The 17071-nt window shown below is 69.8% G+C and carries 22 protein-coding genes; 11 read left to right on the plus strand and 11 right to left on the minus strand.

What is annotated here, in order from left to right:
- Positions 1-4: 4 nt before the first annotated feature.
- Both IM767_RS06625 and IM767_RS06630 read right to left on the minus strand, forming a co-directional pair.
- Complete coding sequence (locus tag IM767_RS06625) at positions 5-1321, minus strand: MFS transporter (RefSeq protein ID WP_109211463.1); 1317 nt, start codon at positions 1319-1321, stop codon at positions 5-7.
- A gap of 128 nt (positions 1322-1449) precedes the next feature.
- Complete coding sequence (locus IM767_RS06630) at positions 1450-1833, minus strand: hypothetical protein (RefSeq protein ID WP_109211462.1); 384 nt, start codon at positions 1831-1833, stop codon at positions 1450-1452.
- A 264-nt stretch (positions 1834-2097) separates the two neighbouring features.
- Here IM767_RS06630 and IM767_RS20745 point away from each other — a divergent pair, with 264 nt between their 5' ends.
- A complete protein-coding gene (locus tag IM767_RS20745; RefSeq protein ID WP_239453435.1) occupies positions 2098-2799 on the plus strand; it encodes a nitroreductase family deazaflavin-dependent oxidoreductase in 702 nt (233 codons plus the stop codon).
- Between the two features lie 35 nt (positions 2800-2834).
- Here IM767_RS20745 and IM767_RS06640 read toward each other — a convergent pair whose 3' ends face one another.
- Entirely contained in the window at positions 2835-4037 is a 1203-nt protein-coding gene (locus IM767_RS06640) for an NAD(P)/FAD-dependent oxidoreductase (protein WP_109211461.1), read from the minus strand.
- Between the two features lie 221 nt (positions 4038-4258).
- On the minus strand, positions 4259-4654 hold the full coding sequence (locus tag IM767_RS06645) for an MmcQ/YjbR family DNA-binding protein (RefSeq protein WP_109211460.1): 396 nt from the start codon (positions 4652-4654) through the stop codon (positions 4259-4261).
- A gap of 115 nt (positions 4655-4769) precedes the next feature.
- Here IM767_RS06645 and IM767_RS06650 point away from each other — a divergent pair, with 115 nt between their 5' ends.
- Complete coding sequence (locus IM767_RS06650; RefSeq protein ID WP_109211459.1) at positions 4770-5390, plus strand: PH domain-containing protein; 621 nt, start codon at positions 4770-4772, stop codon at positions 5388-5390.
- A gap of 60 nt (positions 5391-5450) precedes the next feature.
- Here IM767_RS06650 and IM767_RS06655 read toward each other — a convergent pair whose 3' ends face one another.
- Positions 5451-5960: a DUF1990 family protein gene (locus IM767_RS06655; RefSeq protein ID WP_109211458.1), complete on the minus strand. Its 510-nt coding sequence runs from the start codon at positions 5958-5960 to the stop codon at positions 5451-5453.
- Positions 5961-6078: 118 nt separating this feature from the next.
- Positions 6079-6972, minus strand: a complete 894-nt coding sequence (locus IM767_RS06660) for a DUF808 domain-containing protein (protein WP_109211535.1) — start codon at positions 6970-6972, stop codon at positions 6079-6081.
- Positions 6973-7181: 209 nt separating this feature from the next.
- Between IM767_RS06660 and IM767_RS06665 the strand changes: the two genes are divergently transcribed.
- On the plus strand, positions 7182-7700 hold the full coding sequence (locus IM767_RS06665; RefSeq protein ID WP_162564357.1) for a P-loop nucleotide/nucleoside kinase family protein: 519 nt from the start codon (positions 7182-7184) through the stop codon (positions 7698-7700).
- Between the two features lie 152 nt (positions 7701-7852).
- Positions 7853-9175, plus strand: a complete 1323-nt coding sequence (locus IM767_RS06670) for a serine/threonine-protein kinase (RefSeq protein WP_109211456.1) — start codon at positions 7853-7855, stop codon at positions 9173-9175.
- Positions 9176-9464: 289 nt separating this feature from the next.
- Here the strand turns inward: IM767_RS06670 and IM767_RS06675 are convergent, their stop codons facing one another.
- The 4 genes from IM767_RS06675 to IM767_RS06690 all read right to left on the minus strand — a co-directional run bounded on the left by IM767_RS06675 (position 9465) and on the right by IM767_RS06690 (position 11605).
- Positions 9465-9638 (minus strand): hypothetical protein, encoded by a 174-nt coding sequence (locus IM767_RS06675; RefSeq protein ID WP_162564356.1) that lies wholly within the window; start codon positions 9636-9638, stop codon positions 9465-9467.
- Positions 9639-9734: 96 nt separating this feature from the next.
- Complete coding sequence (locus tag IM767_RS06680) at positions 9735-10115, minus strand: VOC family protein (RefSeq protein ID WP_109211455.1); 381 nt, start codon at positions 10113-10115, stop codon at positions 9735-9737.
- A 190-nt stretch (positions 10116-10305) separates the two neighbouring features.
- Positions 10306-11058, minus strand: a complete 753-nt coding sequence (locus IM767_RS06685; RefSeq protein ID WP_109211454.1) for an SDR family NAD(P)-dependent oxidoreductase — start codon at positions 11056-11058, stop codon at positions 10306-10308.
- Positions 11059-11245: 187 nt separating this feature from the next.
- Entirely contained in the window at positions 11246-11605 is a 360-nt protein-coding gene (locus IM767_RS06690) for a hypothetical protein (RefSeq protein ID WP_109211453.1), read from the minus strand.
- A 538-nt stretch (positions 11606-12143) separates the two neighbouring features.
- Between IM767_RS06690 and IM767_RS06695 the strand changes: the two genes are divergently transcribed.
- Positions 12144-12446 (plus strand): putative quinol monooxygenase, encoded by a 303-nt coding sequence (locus IM767_RS06695; protein ID WP_109211452.1) that lies wholly within the window; start codon positions 12144-12146, stop codon positions 12444-12446.
- A gap of 126 nt (positions 12447-12572) precedes the next feature.
- Positions 12573-12776, plus strand: a complete 204-nt coding sequence (locus IM767_RS06700; protein ID WP_109211451.1) for a hypothetical protein — start codon at positions 12573-12575, stop codon at positions 12774-12776.
- Between the two features lie 100 nt (positions 12777-12876).
- On the opposite strand, the gene IM767_RS06705 is transcribed toward IM767_RS06700, so the two are convergent.
- Entirely contained in the window at positions 12877-13383 is a 507-nt protein-coding gene (locus IM767_RS06705; RefSeq protein WP_109211450.1) for a hypothetical protein, read from the minus strand.
- 183 nt (positions 13384-13566) lie between these two features.
- Here IM767_RS06705 and IM767_RS06710 point away from each other — a divergent pair, with 183 nt between their 5' ends.
- From IM767_RS06710 to IM767_RS06730, 5 genes are all read left to right on the plus strand, one after another.
- A complete protein-coding gene (locus IM767_RS06710) occupies positions 13567-13806 on the plus strand; it encodes a hypothetical protein (RefSeq protein WP_109211449.1) in 240 nt (79 codons plus the stop codon).
- 85 nt (positions 13807-13891) lie between these two features.
- Positions 13892-14284, plus strand: a complete 393-nt coding sequence (locus IM767_RS06715; RefSeq protein WP_109211448.1) for a TOBE domain-containing protein — start codon at positions 13892-13894, stop codon at positions 14282-14284.
- 1 nt (position 14285) lies between these two features.
- On the plus strand, positions 14286-15092 hold the full coding sequence (gene modA / locus IM767_RS06720) for a molybdate ABC transporter substrate-binding protein (RefSeq protein WP_109211447.1): 807 nt from the start codon (positions 14286-14288) through the stop codon (positions 15090-15092).
- Complete coding sequence (locus IM767_RS06725) at positions 15089-15937, plus strand: ABC transporter permease (protein WP_198425702.1); 849 nt, start codon at positions 15089-15091, stop codon at positions 15935-15937. Before modA ends, IM767_RS06725 begins: the two co-directional genes overlap by 4 nt.
- Positions 15934-17022: a sulfate/molybdate ABC transporter ATP-binding protein gene (locus IM767_RS06730; RefSeq protein ID WP_109211446.1), complete on the plus strand. Its 1089-nt coding sequence runs from the start codon at positions 15934-15936 to the stop codon at positions 17020-17022. Before IM767_RS06725 ends, IM767_RS06730 begins: the two co-directional genes overlap by 4 nt.
- Positions 17023-17071: the final 49 nt, after the last annotated feature.

Raw genomic sequence — 17071 nt, forward strand, 5'->3', positions numbered from 1 at the left:
GCTGTCACGCGGTCTCGGCGTCGGCGTCGGAATCGGCATCGGCATCGGGGGGAGGGGTGACCTCCTGGGCGGTGTCGGCGGGAGCGTTCTGCGCCCTGCTGAGCAGGAGGAAGGGCACCGCGACCGCCGAGATGACACCGCTCCAGATCATCGAGGTGCCGTAGCCGCCGACATCCGCCGCCCGTCCCAGCACCGGCTGGAAGACGACTCCGCCGGCAGAACCCATCAGCGAGTCGAACGAGAGCACTGTGGCGCGCTGCTTCGACGGGATCATGTCGTTGAGGTAGGCGCGGTGCACGGGGTCGTCGATCGCCGATGCGATGCCCCACAGTGCGACCAGCACGACGGCGAACCAGAAGTTCTGCACCAGACCGAGCCCAAGGAGCACCAGCGTGCTCGAGACCGTCGCCAGCAGGATCGCCGAGGTGCGGCGCCGGAAGAGCTTGCGCACCCACGGCGCGAGCGTGCCGCCGAGGATCGCGGCGCCCGACAGCAGCGCGGCGGCGAGGCCGGCGATCGAGTACGCGTCCTCGTCGCCCCACAGCTCGAGCAGGTAAGGCTGCAGCGCGTAGAAGACATAGAAGCCGACCGCGGCCGTGAAGGGGCTGGTGAGCATGAGCCAGCGCACGGGAGGGTCGCCGAGCCCGTAGCGGATGGATGCCCGCAGCACGTTCCGCGTGGCCTGCAGCGGCTTCTCGCCGCGGTCGGGTGTGAAGCCGAGGTCGCGCATGAGGAGCGCTGCAACAATCAGCATGAGCAGCAGGATGGCCCCGCGGATCACGAACGGCACGCCGAGGTTGGTCGCCTGTGCGACCACGCCGCCGAGCACCGACCCCGACAGCATCGCGATGCCGCCGACGATCTGCGCCCGGCCGAAGACCGTCTCCAGGCTCCCCTCAAAGCCGGTCGCCTTCAGGGCGTCGACGAGCCAGGCGTCGACCGCACCGGAGAAGAACGTGAACCCGAGACCGAGCAGCACCGACACGACCGCCCACGCCCAGAACGGCGACTTCCAGACCCACAGCATCCAGTAGAGCAGGGTGGTGACCGCGAGCGTGACGGTGCCGAGCAGGTACGACGCGCGGCGTCCGACGGTGTCGGCGACGACCCCCGTCGGGATCTCGAAGATCAGCATCCCGGCCGTGAAGAACGCGTTCGCGGAGAAGGCTTCGAAGTTCGTCAGGCCCGCATCGAGCAGGAACAGCGTGTTGACGCCCCAGATGAACGACGCGGCAAGGGTGTTGCCGAGCATCAGCGTGTAGTAGGTGCCCTGCACCCGCCGCGGCGTGGGCAGCGCGCGTACGGCACTGGACCTGGACATGGCGCACCGCCTCGGTCACCGGCATCATGACGACACAGCGACGGTAGTCCTGCGGCGCGGCGGCGTCCAGAGGGTGGGGGCGCGTCAGGTGGAGGGTCGTCGCTCTTGACGAATCTCCACCTGCGTGATCACGACCTCGCAGCCGTGATGATCCGCGCCAAGGCCCAGCCCAGCGCGGAGACGAGCGGGACGCTCACGATGATGATCGCGACCGGGTTCGGCTTGAACCTCGGCCCGTTCGGTCCGCTCACGTACGCGCCGAGGGGCAGCACGTACCCGCCGCCACCCCCGCCGCTCCCTTCTCCTTCGCCTTCGGGCTCGCTTTGGTGGGAACCCTCGGGCGATTCCGCTCGCTGCGGCCACCGGCCCGAACCGCCGCCGCCCCCGAAGCCGAAGACAACGAGTGCGGCGGGCGTCATCTCGCGGCCGCCCGCGGTGACAGGTTCGCCGAACGCCAGCTTCGCGCCCCACGACGGCACCGACTGCGCCAGGCTCTCGATCGGTTTGTCCATCAGCGAATGCCTCCACTCGTAGGTGGGATGAGGTCGACTCCGGATCGCGCCCGCTTCCACCGCCGGCGCCGACACCCAAGATAGACACCGACTGCGGGCGCCACCAGAGCGGTTCGCTGCAGGCCGACCGCGCACCCGCCCGGCTGTGGGGAACCGGGTCTGCCTGACTGCGGCTCCGGTCACACACCGAGGTGCTCCGCTGCGCGCGACGGGCGAGCGGTGATCGTCGCGCACGGTACGACGTAGGGTGTGCGTGTGTCGATCATGACCGCGATGAGGACTGCGCTGGGCGCCGCGCTGCTCGTCAACGCCGTCCCGCACGGGGTGAGCGGCCTGCAGGGGCGACCGTTCCCCAGCCCGTTCGCGGATCCTCCGGGCGTCGGGATGTCGTCGCCGCGGGTGAACCTCGGCTGGAGTGCGGCGAACGCGATCGCGGGCGCGGTGCTCCTGCGGCGCGGCATCCGTTCACGAGGAGAAGGGGTTGCGGCGGCCGCCGGTGCCGCCACGATGGCAGCGGTGCTCGCCTACCACTTCGGCGATGTGATGGCCGGCGGCAGCGGACTACGAGGGATCACCGGCATGCGCTCCAGGCCCCCGCGCGTGCTCGTGAAAGCGACCGAGCCCATCGCCCTCGCGCTCGCCGGACGCCGTTGGGTTCCGCTGTGGGCGCTGCTGCACCACCGCGGGCGCAAGAGCGGGGCGGAGTATGCCACTCCGGTCGCGGTCGTGCCCACCGTCGATCCCGGAGTCGTGCTGATCGGGCTGCCGTGGGGGTCGAAGACGAACTGGGCCCGCAACGTCGTGGCGGCCGGTGCGGCCGATCTCACCTGGAAAGGCGCCGTGCATCACGTCGTCGATCCCCGCATCATCGAGCCCGGCGAAGCGGCGGCGCTGTCGAAGCCCCTTTTCCGATTCGTAGTGAAGCGGATGCCGGCGGCCATCGTCCTGCGCCGGAGCACGGGGTAGCGCTGAGACGGGTCGGCGCGCGCGCGTTCGGAGGATCAGGCGCGCCCCTGAAGGATGAGGTGCCAATAGACCCAGGGGAGTACTCGTCGATCGAAGAAGTAGGCCAGTCGGCGCTCTCGGTACAGGGTCTTCCACCCGGGGATGGTGGGTGCCAGTCGTCCGTGGCGGTCGAACTCGGCGAAGACGACGGTGTTGCGGCTGACGGTGATGGGGCAGACCGAGTATCCGTCGTAGTGACCGGTGAGCGCTTTGCCGTTGATCACCGTGATCAGGTTGCGCGCGAGGAGCTTCGCCTGCTTGCGGATGGCGCCGCCCGAGCGGAGGGTGTCGACAGCCGCGGCGTCCCCGAGCGCCCACACGGTGTCGAAGCGGCGAGAGCGCAATGTTTCCGGATCGACGTCGACGAAACCATGGGGGTCAGCAGGGTCGGCCAGGCCCGACTCAGCGATCCAATCGGGCGGTGACTGCGGCGGTGCGGCGTGCAGAAGGTCGTAATCGATCGTCTCGGTCTCTTGCCCGCGCTTGATCTCCACCTCGCGCCGTTGCGGGTCCGCCTTCAGGAGGTCGGCGCCGAATCTGGTCTCGATGCCGTACTCATCGAGTTTGCGTTGCAGCTCTGCGCTGATCGCGGGGATGTGAAAAGCGGAGGGTTCGGGCGAGATGAACACCACGCGGATGTCGTCCAGTACGCCACGGGAACGCCACCAGTCGCACGCGAGGTACATCGGCTTCTGCGCGACGCCGGCAGCCGACGCCGGTTCCGGCTGCTGCACGAACACGACCGTGCCCTGGCGGAAGTCGCGCAGAACGGGGGAGGTCTTCGCCGCCAGCTCGAAGGTGTAGCTGGACAGGCCGGTGTTCTCAGCCATCGCTTCGGCCAACCCGGGGACGGCGTCATATCGGGTTTCCAGGCCGACGCTCACGATCAGGTGCTCGTAGGCGACCTTGCGCCCCGACCGCACCTGGACAGTGCGAGCGTGCGGGTCGACGCTCGCGGCAGCGTCGCGGATCCACGTCACACTGCGCGGCGTGACGTCGGCCTGCGGCCGCACCGCCTCGGAAGCGCGGGCCACCCCGCCGGCGATGTGAGATTGCAGCGGCGCGAACACGTGTTGGTCGCGCGGTTCGACCACGGCAACGTCGCGCACGCCGTGACGTCGCAGTCGGCCGGCGACCGACAGGCCGCCGTTGCCGCCTCCCAGGACCAGTACGCGATGCTTCTCAACTCCACGGCGCATGATCGCTACTGCACCCGATCGCGGCGTGGACGGCAACGGCTTGACAACGCGCCCCGCAGAGCGCCAGTCGATCTCGAGCCGGCGTCGCGGGCTGTCGCGTGCCGTCGTCTACGCCGACACGGGAGTGAGCCGACCACGCACGGGCCGAGCAGTACGCGCTTCGAGGGACGCCGCGGTGTCGCCGTGCGCCCGCCGGTGAGTCGCCGGCGGCGCGGACCCACTCAGCGCTCGTCGACGACCTGACGGGCGAACAGGTCGGGATCCACGGGGCGGATGCGGCGGGGAAGACTGCCGACGACCAGCAGGTACGACTCGGTGACCAGTTCGTGCAGGAGTGTCTCGTCGAGTCGCCCGCCAGGGTGCAGCGAGATCCAGTGCCGCTTGTTCATGTGGTACCCCGGCGAGATGTCGGGGTGCTCCTCCCGGAGTGCGCGAGCGTCCTCAGGTGCTGACCTCACGATCACGAGCGGCTCGCCGCGCAGCACGGTGTGCAGCATGAACGCCTTGCCCCGCACCTTGAACACATCCCACTCCTCGCCGAACGGGTGTGTCAGCTCCGCGCCAGGAAGTTCCTGCGCTCGCCGGGCTGCCACGGCATGGAGGTCTTTCTCGCGCACGATGACTCCTTCGCTCCCGCCCTTCCATCATCGCGCGGTGAACCTCGGGAACGCGGCGAACGCGGAGGGTGCAGTCTGCGCGAGAACACGGGAGGGCGTTCGCTAGGGTGAGGCCATGGTGCAGGTGCGCAAGGTCGGGGACGTCGAAGTGTACGAACGCCTGCGGTTCGTGCCGCTGACCGTCGGGGCTGCGGCATCCGGCGCGGTGCTCGCCATCCTCCCCGCGCTGGACGTGCGATACCTCAAGTTCTCGGCCGGGCTCGGCCTCGTGCTGTGGCTGCTGTGGGCCGTCGGCGTCTGGCCCCGCGTCGCGGTGGACACCGAGGGTGTGCTGGTGCGCAACACGTTCACGACATCCAGGTTCTCGTTCGCTGCGCTCGACGGCGTGTCGTCGGGCCTCGCACTCGATTTCATGCTGAAGGGCGGCCGTCGGGTGCGCGCTTGGGCGGTTCCCGGCCACCAGAACCTCGGTATGGAAGCGATCCGGTCGGCGGACGCCCACGCTGCCGGCTTCAATCCGGTCAGGCGTGTCTCAGAGCTCACCGTGGGCAGTGCGACGACCCCGGCCGGTCAGGTCGCAACGTCTATCGCGCGCCGACTCGCCGTCGCCGAGGCGCAGACCGGCGCTGCGGTCATGGAAGCCGATCCTGGCATGCTGCACCGACCCAACGTCGCAATGATCGTCGTCACTGGTCTGCTCCTGGCAGTCGCCGTGGCGGCCGTCGTCGCCACCTGAGCCGGCGGACACAACCACCTCGCCAGGCGGACTGCCAGTGAGGCCCGCAAAAGCGGTCGATCAACGCACGGGTGGTGGGCGCAGCGCTCGGAGGTACCTTCGGCGCGCGACCTTCTGCGCCACCAGCAGAACGGGGTAGACCACTCGCCAGCGACGACTGTCGGCCGCGCGGGTGAGGGAGCGGATGGTCAGCACGACGTCGTCGCCATCTCGGTGCACGATGAACGCCTCCTCGCCCGAGATGGGATGACCGGGCAGTGTTCGGTAGGCAAAGCCGACGCGGTCCGGCGTGTCCACCACGTCGAGGACCTGGACCGGTTCACGAATCGACAACCCGAACGGGTGCGCCATGATGACGGGTCGCATCCCGGTGACCACAGTTGCGGCCGGGGTGACGGAGAACCCGCTGCGCGTTTTCACTCCCCACCGCAGTACCTCGGCGCTGGCCCACGTCCACAGTTCAGCGCCAGATCCCAGGACGGCGGACTTCTCCCATCGACGGTAACCCTGGATCGACTCGCGCCACACCGCCTCGGCGGGACGGGTACGCGTCTCCCGGTCGGCGCTCATCACGCATCGATCCTGGCACCACAGGCGCAGACGACGTTCGGGCGCGGGTCATCGAACGAACGGGCCTTGCCGCGAGGCGGTCGTCGCAGACCGGGGCCGGCTTCCTCGGCGCTATGGGTCAGTGAGAGGGCTCGACGGGGGAGCGCCGCTTCACAGCCCGCATCACGGCCATGACGATACCCGCGATGATCAGTCCCAGCACGAGCCCGAAGACGGCTGACAGCGCCGTGTCCACAAGCCACACCACAACGGGACCCAGCGACTCCACTGCGTGAGTCGCGGCGTGAAGCACATCGTAGGGACCATGCCAGAACGTCTCAGCCAGGTTCGCGATCACCAGATGGCCACCGACCCAGAGCATCGCCACCGTTCCGACGATGCTGATGATGCGAAACACCGTCGGCATCGACCGCACGATTCGCTCCCCGGCGCGACGCATGCTGAGCGCTGAGCTTGCAGCCATGCCCATTCCGATGTCATCGATCTTCACCAGCAGCGCCACGACGCCGTACACGAGCAGCGTCATCGCGAGTGCGATGACGGACAGAGCCCCGAGAGTCATCCAGATCCCGAAGTCGGCGTCCAGACTCGCCAGCGAGATCAGCATGATCTCGGTGCTCAGGATGAGGTCTGTGCGGACCGCCCCGAAGACGAGCCGGCGCTCGTCTCGCGGCTCGTCCTGACCAGGCCCGTGGTGGGCGCCGAACCACTCCATCACCTTCTCAGCGCCCTCGAAGCAGAGATACGAACCGCCGAGGATCAGCAGCCACGGCAGCAGCCACGGGGCGAACGCCGTGAGCAGCAACGCCAGCGGGATGATGATCACGAACTTGTTCACCAAGCTGCCGATTGCGATCTTTCCGATCACCGGCAGCTCCCGCGCGGGGGTCAGCCCCTGCACGTATTGCGGCGTCACGGCCGCGTCATCGACCACCACGCCTGCGGTCTTCGCGCTGGCCTTCATGGCGGCGGACAGGATGTCGTCAACAACCGCGAGCAACCCAACCGACATCTGCTCGTCCTTCTGCTCTCGCATTTCAGCGCGGGCACGCCGATAACCTGACTCAACGTTAGTCGGCCGCGACAACATGGGGGACCGGATGCTCCCGCAACGAGGTGCAGATGCGTGGCTGACACGGTTCAGCGCTGCTCGAGCACCTCGGGCTTCTTCGACCGACCTTGAGTCACGAGTCGAAGTGAGGCGGGATGGAGAATGGGCTCATGCTTGTCGTGATCTCAGGGTTGCCTGGCACGGGCAAGACTGCTGTGGCCGGGGAGGTCGCCCGAGCCGTCGACGCGGTGCATCTCTCGATCGACACCGTCGAGGATGCGCTTCTCGGGGCAGGATTGCCGCAGTCGTGGACGACCGGTGTCGCCGCGTACGAGGCCGTGCGAGCGGCGGCCGAGCAGAATCTGGATCTCGGGCGCATCGTCGTGGTCGATGCGGTGAACGACAGCGAACCTGCCCGCGATACGTGGCGTCGCGCGGCCTCGACGACAGGCGCACCGATGGTGTTCGTTCTCCTGAGTCTGGACGACGAAGTCGAGCACCGTCGTCGGTTGGAGGGGCGAACCCGGAACCTGGCCAGGCTCCCTGAGCCGAGCTGGGACGACGTGCGAGAGCGCGGCATTACCTTCGAGCCGTGGCCCGACGTGCATCTGCGGGTGAGCGCCGGCAGATCGGTGCAAGAGATCGCCGATGCCATCCTGTCGCGGGTCGGTGCGGCGCCGACGACGTGAAGCAGGGTCGGTGGCGAGGGGTTCGCAGCTCACGCCGCGCCTCCGTCCCCGTCTCCCACGGCCCTGCAGAACCGTCAAGGGCACGCCGTGATCCGAACCCAGCGGCTACCGTCGTATGGCGTCGCGGGTTCGACGGCGGCGGGGAGGAACCGATGACAGAAGCGAACGCCGACGACACGGCGCCGCTGCTCGACGGCCGCTATCGCCTGGGCGACTGCGTCGGCGAAGGTGGCATGGCTCGTGTCTACCGCGCAGAAGATGTGCTGCTCGGCCGCACCGTGGCGATCAAGCTCATCCGGCCGGGCATCGACGGCGCGTCATCAGAGCGCGCGCGCAGCGAGATGACCGTGCTCGCTTCGTTGAACCACCCGTCGCTTGTCACCCTGTTCGATGCCCGACTCGTGCCCGGTCAGCCCGAGTACCTCGCGATGGAATTCGTCGACGGTCCGACGCTCGGCTCTCGACTGGCTTCGGGCGGACCGCTGCCGCCGAACATCGTCGGACACCTCGGTGCCGAGCTCGCAGAGGCCCTGCACGTCGTCCACAAGGCGGGCGTCGTTCACCGCGACATCAAACCCTCCAACGTGCTGCTCAGTCCTCCGCAGATCCCGGGGGCGCGCCCGCGCGCGAAGCTCGCCGACTTCGGCATCGCCTACTTGCTCGACACGTCGCGGATCACCTCGCCGGGCCTCGTGATCGGAACCGTGGCCTACTTGGCCCCCGAGCAGCTCCGCGGTGAGTCGCCCACGCCCGCGGCCGATATCTATGCGCTGGGTCTGGTGTTTCTCGAGGCGCTCACCGGCGAGCGGGTGCACCCGCACGGCGGCGGCATGGCCGCCGCGGTGGCTCGCCTGGAGAGCCAGCCGGAAATCCCTGCGTCCCTGGAGGAGCCGTGGATCGATCTCTTGACACGGATGCTGCACCCCGACCCCTCGCAGCGACCGACCGCCGCCGAGGTCGCGGCCTCGACCGGAAATCTCGCAGAGCGCACACCCGCCGGCGCCACCGACGCGGGGACCGCGGCCACGGCTGCATTGACCGCTCCGACGCTGATAGCTCCGGCTGGGGGCGCCGTCGCGGCCGCCCCCGGCCCCCCGAGCGCGGCGGCGCTCGCGTCGAGCCCCACCGCAGCCGGAGAGAGCGACCGGCGGAAGCACCTGACAGCGGCAGCCGCGGGCGTGCTCGCGACCATTGCCGTCCTCACCGGAGCGGTCGTCGGGATCGCGGCGCTCAATCAGCCGCAACCCGCGCCCGCACCTGTGGTGACAACCCCTGCAGCCCCTGACCCGTCCGAGGCCCCGCCCGCCGAGGTGAACACCGGAACGGGCGGCACCGGCGAGGACTCGGGCCTGACTGAGGACGAACAGAAGCAACTCGAGCGGGAGCAGAAGCAACTCGAGCGGGAGGAGCGCAAGCAGGCCCAAGAAGAGGAGAAGCGGCTCGAAGAAGAGGAGCGGGAGAACGACGAGGACTGATCGGTGCGTCGATGCCGCGCTAGGTGTGCTGCTACCCTCACGAAGCCGTGACCCTGCTCGCGCTGACGCGCTCATCGAGCCGGATCTCATCTGAGGGTCGGCAGTACGGAAGGCCGGGCCCCCGCTACGCGCCCCTCATGCGCCATGTCGCCCTCTCTGCTCCGCGCCGCGATCACTCGCCCAAGTCAGCACGTCTTCCCGGGAGAAGGCTGCTCGGCCTCGCCGCCAGCGGCGCGCGTTCCCCGGCATCGCGCCGCCGGTCCTTCACCGCTGGGCGTGTCAGCGCTTGTCAGGGGCGATACTCGTCCGCGCGAGCCGGAAACGGTTTGGGCGGCAGCATCGTCTGCGCGTTCGTCTGTTCCGGCGGTTTCATCACCGATAGGAAGTAGCCGACCGATTTCGCAAGCGTGAGTGCGATCACCCCGTCGACCCACCGCAGCCGGGAACGTGTGCGATCAGTCACGAGCCAAGCGTGCTATGCCCGAGGCCGATTGTCCATCGGGCCCGACGAGGGGTATCGCTCAATTTCGAGTCCGTCAGCGAACAGGTGATCCTCGCGTCAGGCGGCCGACCACACGCCGAGCTCGTTGCCACTCGGGTCGAGGAAGTGGAAGCGGCGGCCGCCGGGGAACTCATAGGGACCGTTCACGACGACGCCGCCGGCCCGGGTGACGCGCTCGACGGCATCCTCGATGTCATCGGCGTAGAGCAGAACGAGGGGGCCGCCTCGGGTGACCGTATCGGCAAGGAGCAGGCCGCCGGCTTCGTCGCCTTCGCGTCCTGATTCTGCCGCGGTGCGGATACCCGAATACTGGTCGCCGTATGTCGTGAAGGACCAGCCGAAGGCGGCACCGTAGAACTCACGAGCCGCCTGCATGTCGGTGACTGAGATCTCGATGTAGTCGATCGTGAGCGGAATGGAGTGCGTGTGCCCAGTCATGCGCTCATCATCCGACACACCGCCGACATCGCACGCGCTGAGATCGCCGCGACTGTGCGTCCTTTCGCGCGCACCCTGGAGGCTGGGTCCCCGGGCAGCGACCCGGAAGCTGGACCCGCGTCCCCGCCGCAGCCGCCGGCGACCGTCACCGCGGACGCCGCGCCCCTGGTGCGAGATTGACGTCACCCAGTCAGCGGATGGTCCACCCGCCATCCACGGCCAGTGTCTGACCCGTGACGAGCGACGCCGCGGGAGAGCAGAGGAACACCACAGCCCCGGCCACCTCGGTGGGCTTGCCGATCCGGTGGAGTGCCGCGATCCGGTCGATGACGTCCGCCCGGAACGCGGGGTCGGACAGTGCCTCGGCGGTGCCGTCGGTCTCGATGAACGTGGGAGCGACCGCATTGACGCGGATGCCCCGCTCGCCCCACTCCACCGCATGGCACCGGGTCATGTGCAGCATCGCCGCCTTTGCGATGCAGTACGACGACTCGCCGGGCAGCGCGACGATGCCTGCTTGCGACGCGATATTCACGATCGCACTTCCGGACGGCATCGAGCGTGCAACATGCTGCGAGAGGAACAGCGCTGAGCGGACGTTCAGGGACCACACCGCGTCGAAGTCAGCCTCCGTGACGTCGATCGCCGGCGCGTTTTTCCCACCGCCGGCGTTGTTCACCAGGATGTCGAACACGCCATCATCGGACGCCGCGTCGATCGCCACTCGAGCCTCATCAAGCCGTGTGACATCGAGGCCGATGGAGGACGCCGAACCGCCCTCGGCCCGAATCGCCTGCAAGGGGAGTTCCGCGCTTTCTGGATCGCGGACGCCCAGGACGACGTGGGCGCCGGCGCCGGCGAGGGCCTGTGCGATCGCAAGACCGAGACCGCGGTTGGCTCCGGTGACCAGAGCTCGTCGGCCGGTCAGATCGAAGTACTCCATGTCGCTCCTCAGTCGTTCGCTCCGGAGGCGCTCGCTCACGCCCTTGCTTCGGTCACCCTGCGCCCGAGATTAGTAGGCCGCGCCATCAGAGCCTTGCCCGGTCTGCGCGCCGTGAGGCGGGGCCGTTGCCGCGCCGGTCCGACGTCTCCTGTCGAGAGTCGCCGCGCCGGCTCGCGAGCCGATGGTCCTACGCGATGCCGAGCTCTCGCCGCGCATCCCGCAGCGCCGCCTCGTAGGCATCCTTCTCGTCTGGGCCGTCAGGTCGCTCGCGACCGATCGCAGAGCCGCCTCCGACAGCCAAGCCGTGCGTCTCAGCGTCGGCACGGCGCTTCAGAGCAGCGTCGAGCATCTCGTCGAACTTTCCCGCGCGTCCGAGTGCGTCAACCGCCTCCACCGTCGCCCCGACGGCTCCTCTTGTCCGCGCATCGGCGGCCAACGCCCGATTCGACTTCCGGTAGCTGAGCACAGCGACGATCAGTGCGCCCACTCCTGTCAGCGCTCCCACGAGTGAGCCGATGCTCGAGATCCAGTCCGTCACCGATGGCATGGCGCCACGATATCCACTCGTGGGAACGGGTGAGGAGTCGGTCCGTGGTTTGGCGCCGACTCATGCGCCATCCGGTGTGCCGCCGTCGCCGCGTCCCGGAACTCGCCCTCCCGCATGAAGGGTGCTGGAGAGCGGCCGCACCGTGAATGAGGTTGTCCCCCAAACGGGGGACGCGGTACGTTGTCCGGGCGGGCGACGGAATGGATGCTGGGAACTCATCCTCGACGTCTGCCTGCGCTGGGGAATCTGGGGCCTGGGGCCGCCGACTCCCTCACCGCATCCCCCTGCGGAAAGACAGTCCCTCGGACGTCGCATCTAGTGGCTGCGACGTCCGAGGGACCTCGGCCCGAGATCGCTCCTGCGCGTCACGCGCCCGCTGGGGACAGGCTCAGTGTTGGGGGCACCGTGTGACACGACCCGACTGCGGTCAGGGACCTGACGCACACTTTACCGGGTGCGCCGGGTGTCCTCGCGTCGCGCGACCCTGACGCGCCACCCGATGGTTCGGTCACATCGACGGCGTCGGTAGTTTCGTCACATGGTCTTCGCGAACGCAGGCACGTTGGGCACGGTCCCGGGAAAGCGCGACGCACTCGTCGCACACCTCACACGCAGGAGCGACCTTCTCGTGGAGAACGGCTGCCTGATGTACGAGGTGGGGAGGAACGACGAGGAGCCCGACACCGTGTTCGTGATCGAGCTGTGGGAGAGCGCCGCTGCCCACCAGGCGTCGCTTGCTCTGCCGGAGGTCCGCGCATCCATCGATGAAGCGCGCCCTCTCCTGTCCGGCGAGTTCGGCGGATTCCGGTTCGAGGTGGCCGGCTCTCCACTGCGGGACTGACTCGGCGGGTTCCGTGCGAGCCCCCCCCGGGCGAGCGGTGAACCGTACGCGGGATCCCTCGATCATGAAGACCGACGGTTGGCAAGCCCCTCCCTGATGCGGCACGCCGGCGCGGAGGCTCGAGGCATGAGCCATCCGGATGACATCAAGCAGCCGCTCGACCACCTGCCGCCGTTGGAAGAGCGGGACAAAGCGATCGAGATCGAAGAGCCGCACTATCCCGGCACCGACGGGCCGGGCGAGGTGACCGGCGTCAGCCCGGCAACCGCCGCGGAGCCGGACCGACCCGGGCGCCACGGCCTCGACAAGCTGCCGACCAGCGGCGCGTGACCCCGGCTGATCACCTCCCGTCAGGGCCCTCCGCCATCCGCGCGTGCCACGACCGCGTCTGCTGAACGGCGCGGCATCCATGGTCGCTCGTCACGCTCCGCTACCAGTTGCGAGAGTCACCCGCGTTCGGGTGGTCGAGACTCATGAAACCGGGGACGCCCCGTCGGTGATGCGTCCGTCCTCCGTCGACCGGGGATGTGTCGTGTCCGGCGAGCTGGTGAATCCACGGCGGCTGCTGATCCATCGTCACGGACCCCGCCCCCGTCGTGTAGTAGGCGACGACAGGCGGGCTCGCCACGAAGGCAGCGGCGATGACGGCAGCATCGCGGATGCGGACCAGCGCCTCCCGCGACAGCAGATCGTGCATGAGCACGGCGAACCCGTGGGGATCGACGGATGCCTGTTCCTTCGGCCCGTCCAAGCGCTCCGCGCTCAGCTGGCGGACGATCTCCGCACGCTGCATCACCGGGAGCTGAGAGAAAGCAGCAGCGTACGCGTTGGCGGCCACGCTCGCCGGCACGTTCCCGAGGACGTACGCGTAGCGCGCGATGTGCTCGTCCGCAGTGATCGCGTCGTGAGCGCGGCGCCTCCCCACGATTCCTCCCATCCGATGGGATGCCAGAGTACGCTCACCGACTCTCGTGGTCGATGGCCGCACTCCACCGACGTGGCGTTCGACCCCCGTGATCTCATCGGGCCGGGGGAGCAACGTCACCGGCGTTGTCAACCGCCATTCGAAGTCCGCCGCAGGCGGCGTATCGTCGCCGCAACAACACGAGCGGAGCACGACATGGACGACAACCGAACCCCGCGATCCACCGGTGACCACGACGCCGCGGCAGGCTCCGGCGACACCACCGGTGAGGGCGTGATCCCGCGTCTTGCGCCGGAGGACACCAACCCGGCGAGCGACCTCAAGACCGACGTCGTCAAGGACGTCGAACGCGAGCACACGATCACCGGCGATTTCGTCGGGCCGCGCAGCGACGACATCGATGACGAGGACTCCGATCTGGGCGACCCGTCCTGACCACACGGAAGCCCAGTCAGCCGGGAACCGCTAGAGCGGAGATATGCCGCTGATTCCGCCGCATCCGCGGTGGTAGCGTGAGGCTGTGGCCAGCTACAAGATCTCCGAGGCGGCGCGGCTTCTCGGCGTGAGCGACGACACCGTGCGCAGGTGGGTGGACGCGGGCACGCTGCCCACCACCGGCGCCTCACCGGCCGAGATCCCCGGCGATGCCCTCGCCGCGCACGCAGTGGAGCTCGCCGCGACACCGGCCGATCCCGCCGACGTGCTCTCCAGCGCCCGGAACCGGTTCGTCGGCCTCGTGACGCGCGTGCAGATGGACGGGGTCATGTCGCAGGTCGACATCCAGTCCGGACCCCACCGGGTCGTCTCCCTCATGTCGTCCGAAGCGGTCCGCGAGCTCGGACTCGAACCCGGCTCCCTCGCGGTAGCGGTGGTCAAGGCGACGACGGTGATCGTCGAGACCCCCAGAGTCTGACGTGCATCGCCGTCCCGCCCCGCTCCGCTCGGCCGTCGTCTTCGCGTCGCTGGTGCTGCTGCTCGCGGGGTGCGCGCCCACCGGCGACCAGAGCCCCGGAACCTCGGCGACATCGGCCGAGGCGGAGCCCGAGCTCGCGGGCGACCTCACCGTCTACGCGGCGGCTTCGCTCAAGGTCGCGTTCGACGAGCTGGCCACGCGGTTCGAGGCGCGGCATCCGTCCGTCCACGTCATTCCGGTCACCTACGACGGCTCCTCGACGCTCGCCACGCAGATCCTCGAGGGTGCACCCGCCGACGTGTTCGCCTCGGCCGACGAGAAGAACATGCAGAAGGTGGTCGACGGCGGACTGGCCGCTGATCCGCAGCTCTTCGCGACGAACACGCTCGTGCTCGTCGTGCCCGCGGGCAACCCCGGCGAGGTCGCCGGGCTCGACGATCTCGCCGATCCCGCGCGCACCGTCGTGCTGTGCGCGGTCGAAGTGCCGTGCGGCGCGGCCTCGGCGACCCTGTTGGCCAATGCCGGGGTGACGGGCAGCGTCGACAGCTACGAGCAGAACGTGACCGCGGTGCTCACGAAGGTGGCGGCGGGCGAGGCCGACGCCGGGCTCGTCTACGTGACGGATGCCGCGACCACCGGCGATGTCGAGATCGTCGAGACCGAAGGGGCCGACGCGGTCGTCAACAGCTATCCGATTGCGGCGCTCGCCGATACGGCGGATCGACAGATCGCCGACGCCTTCGTCGCGTTCGTCCTCGGCGCCGACGGCCGCGAGGTGCTCGCGGCGCGCGGCTTCGGGGCGCCATGACCGGCGTGGCCACCGCCGTGCGGGGCGCCCCCGCGCAGCGCACGACTGCGGTGCGGGCCGGGTTCGTCCCGCGCGTCCTCGCGGTGCCGGCCGTCGTCGGACTCGCCCTCCTCGTGCTGCCGCTCGGTGCCCTCGTGCTGCGCGTCGAGTGGAACACCCTGTGGACCGATGTCACCTCGCCGCAGGCGCTCTCGGCGCTCGGGCTGTCGCTGGCGACCGGTGCCGCGGCCACCGCCGTCTGCGTGGTGCTCGGGGTGCCGCTCGCACTCCTCATCGCCCGAAGCACGGTGCGCACGGCGGCCGTGCTCCGCGCCCTGGTGACCGTGCCACTCGTGCTCCCGCCCATGGTCGGGGGCGTGGCGATGCTGTTCCTGTTCGGCCGCACCAGCTGGCTCGGCGGCGCGCTCGCCGAGTGGGGCATCCGCATTCCGTTCACGACCACGGCCGTCGTCCTGGCGCAGACGTTCGTCGCGCTGCCGTTCCTGGTGCTCGCACTCGAGGGCTCGCTGCGCTCGACGGGCGTCGGCTACGAGCAGGCTGCAGCCGGCCTGGGCGCCGGCCGCTGGACGATCCTCGCCCGCGTCACACTGCCGCTGGCCGCACCGGGCCTGGTCGCGGGCATCGTGCTGTGCTTCGCGCGCGCGATCGGCGAGTTCGGCGCGACGGCGCTCTTCGCCGGCAACGCGCCGGGGGTGACGCAGACCATGCCGCTGGCGATCTACACCGCCTTCAACGGTGCCGGCGTCTCGCAGGGCACGGCGGTCGCACTGTCGCTGCTCCTGCTCGTCACCGCGGTGGGCGTGCTGCTGCTCGTGCGCGCCTGGCGGGCGGAGGCACCGCGATGAGCGAGCCCGCAGCCGACGGGGCGACGGATGCCGTGCCCGAGGCCGCGGCCGGGCTCGAGGCGCGGATCGTCCTTCGCCGCGGCGGGTTCGCGCTCGACGCCGCGCTGCACGTGCCGGCGGGCGAGGTCGTGGCGCTCATGGGACCGAGCGGTGCGGGCAAGTCGACGCTGCTCGGCGTGCTCGCGGGGCTCACGGGATTCGACGAGGGGGAGGTCCGGCTGGGCGGCCGTGTGCTCGACGCCGGACCCGCGCGCCGCACGCCGCCGTCGTCGCGCGGCGTCGTGCTGCTCGGCCAGGATCCGCGCCTTTTCCCGCACCTCAGCGCGCTCGACAACGTCGCGTTCGGTCTGCGCGTGCACGGTTCCGGCAAGGCGGCAGCGGCGGAGAGGGCGGCCGGGTGGCTTCGCCGGGTCGGACTCGACGGACTCGGCGGGCGTCGCCCGGCGGAGCTGTCGGGCGGGCAGCAGCAGCGCGTGGCCCTGGCTCGCGCTCTCGCGACGACGCCCGCGGCGATCCTCCTCGACGAACCGCTGACCTCGCTCGACACCGAGACCGCGGCAGATGTGCGCGCGCTCCTGCACCAGCAGCTGGCCGCCACCGGCACCACGGCCGTCGTCGCGACCCACGACGCCGTCGACGCGGTGGCGCTGGCCCACCGCCTCGTGGTGCTCGAAGCCGGGCGCGTGACCCAATCGGGGCCGGTGCGGCAGGTGCTGGCTTCGCCGGCGACCCGGTTCGCCGCGGCGGTGGCGGGGCTCAATCGCGTCGAGGGGACGACGGATGCCGCGACCTGGCGTGCCGGAGACCTCGTGCTGCCGCAACCAGCAGGGGCGCGGCATCCGTCCCGCGCCGCCGTCTTCCGCCCCAGCGACGTCCGTGTCGTCGCCGAGCCGAGGGGCGAGCCGGGGGAGTGGACGGCGCGGATCGTGCGACTGGAGCAGACCCCCGCGGGCGTGCGGCTGCGCACGGCCGACCCGGACGTCGCGATCGACGTCGCGGCCGAGAGCGCCGCCGGCTTCGCGCCGGGGGACCCGATCACGCTGCGGGTCGATCCGGCGGACGTGCGGTACGTCGCCGGCTCGTGAGGCCGCTGTCGGCTCGGCGCGGCGGCGGCCCGAGCCATAGACTCGCCCG

It is taken from the genome of Microbacterium ureisolvens (genome assembly GCF_015278315.1).
Lineage (GTDB): Bacteria > Actinomycetota > Actinomycetes > Actinomycetales > Microbacteriaceae > Microbacterium > Microbacterium ureisolvens.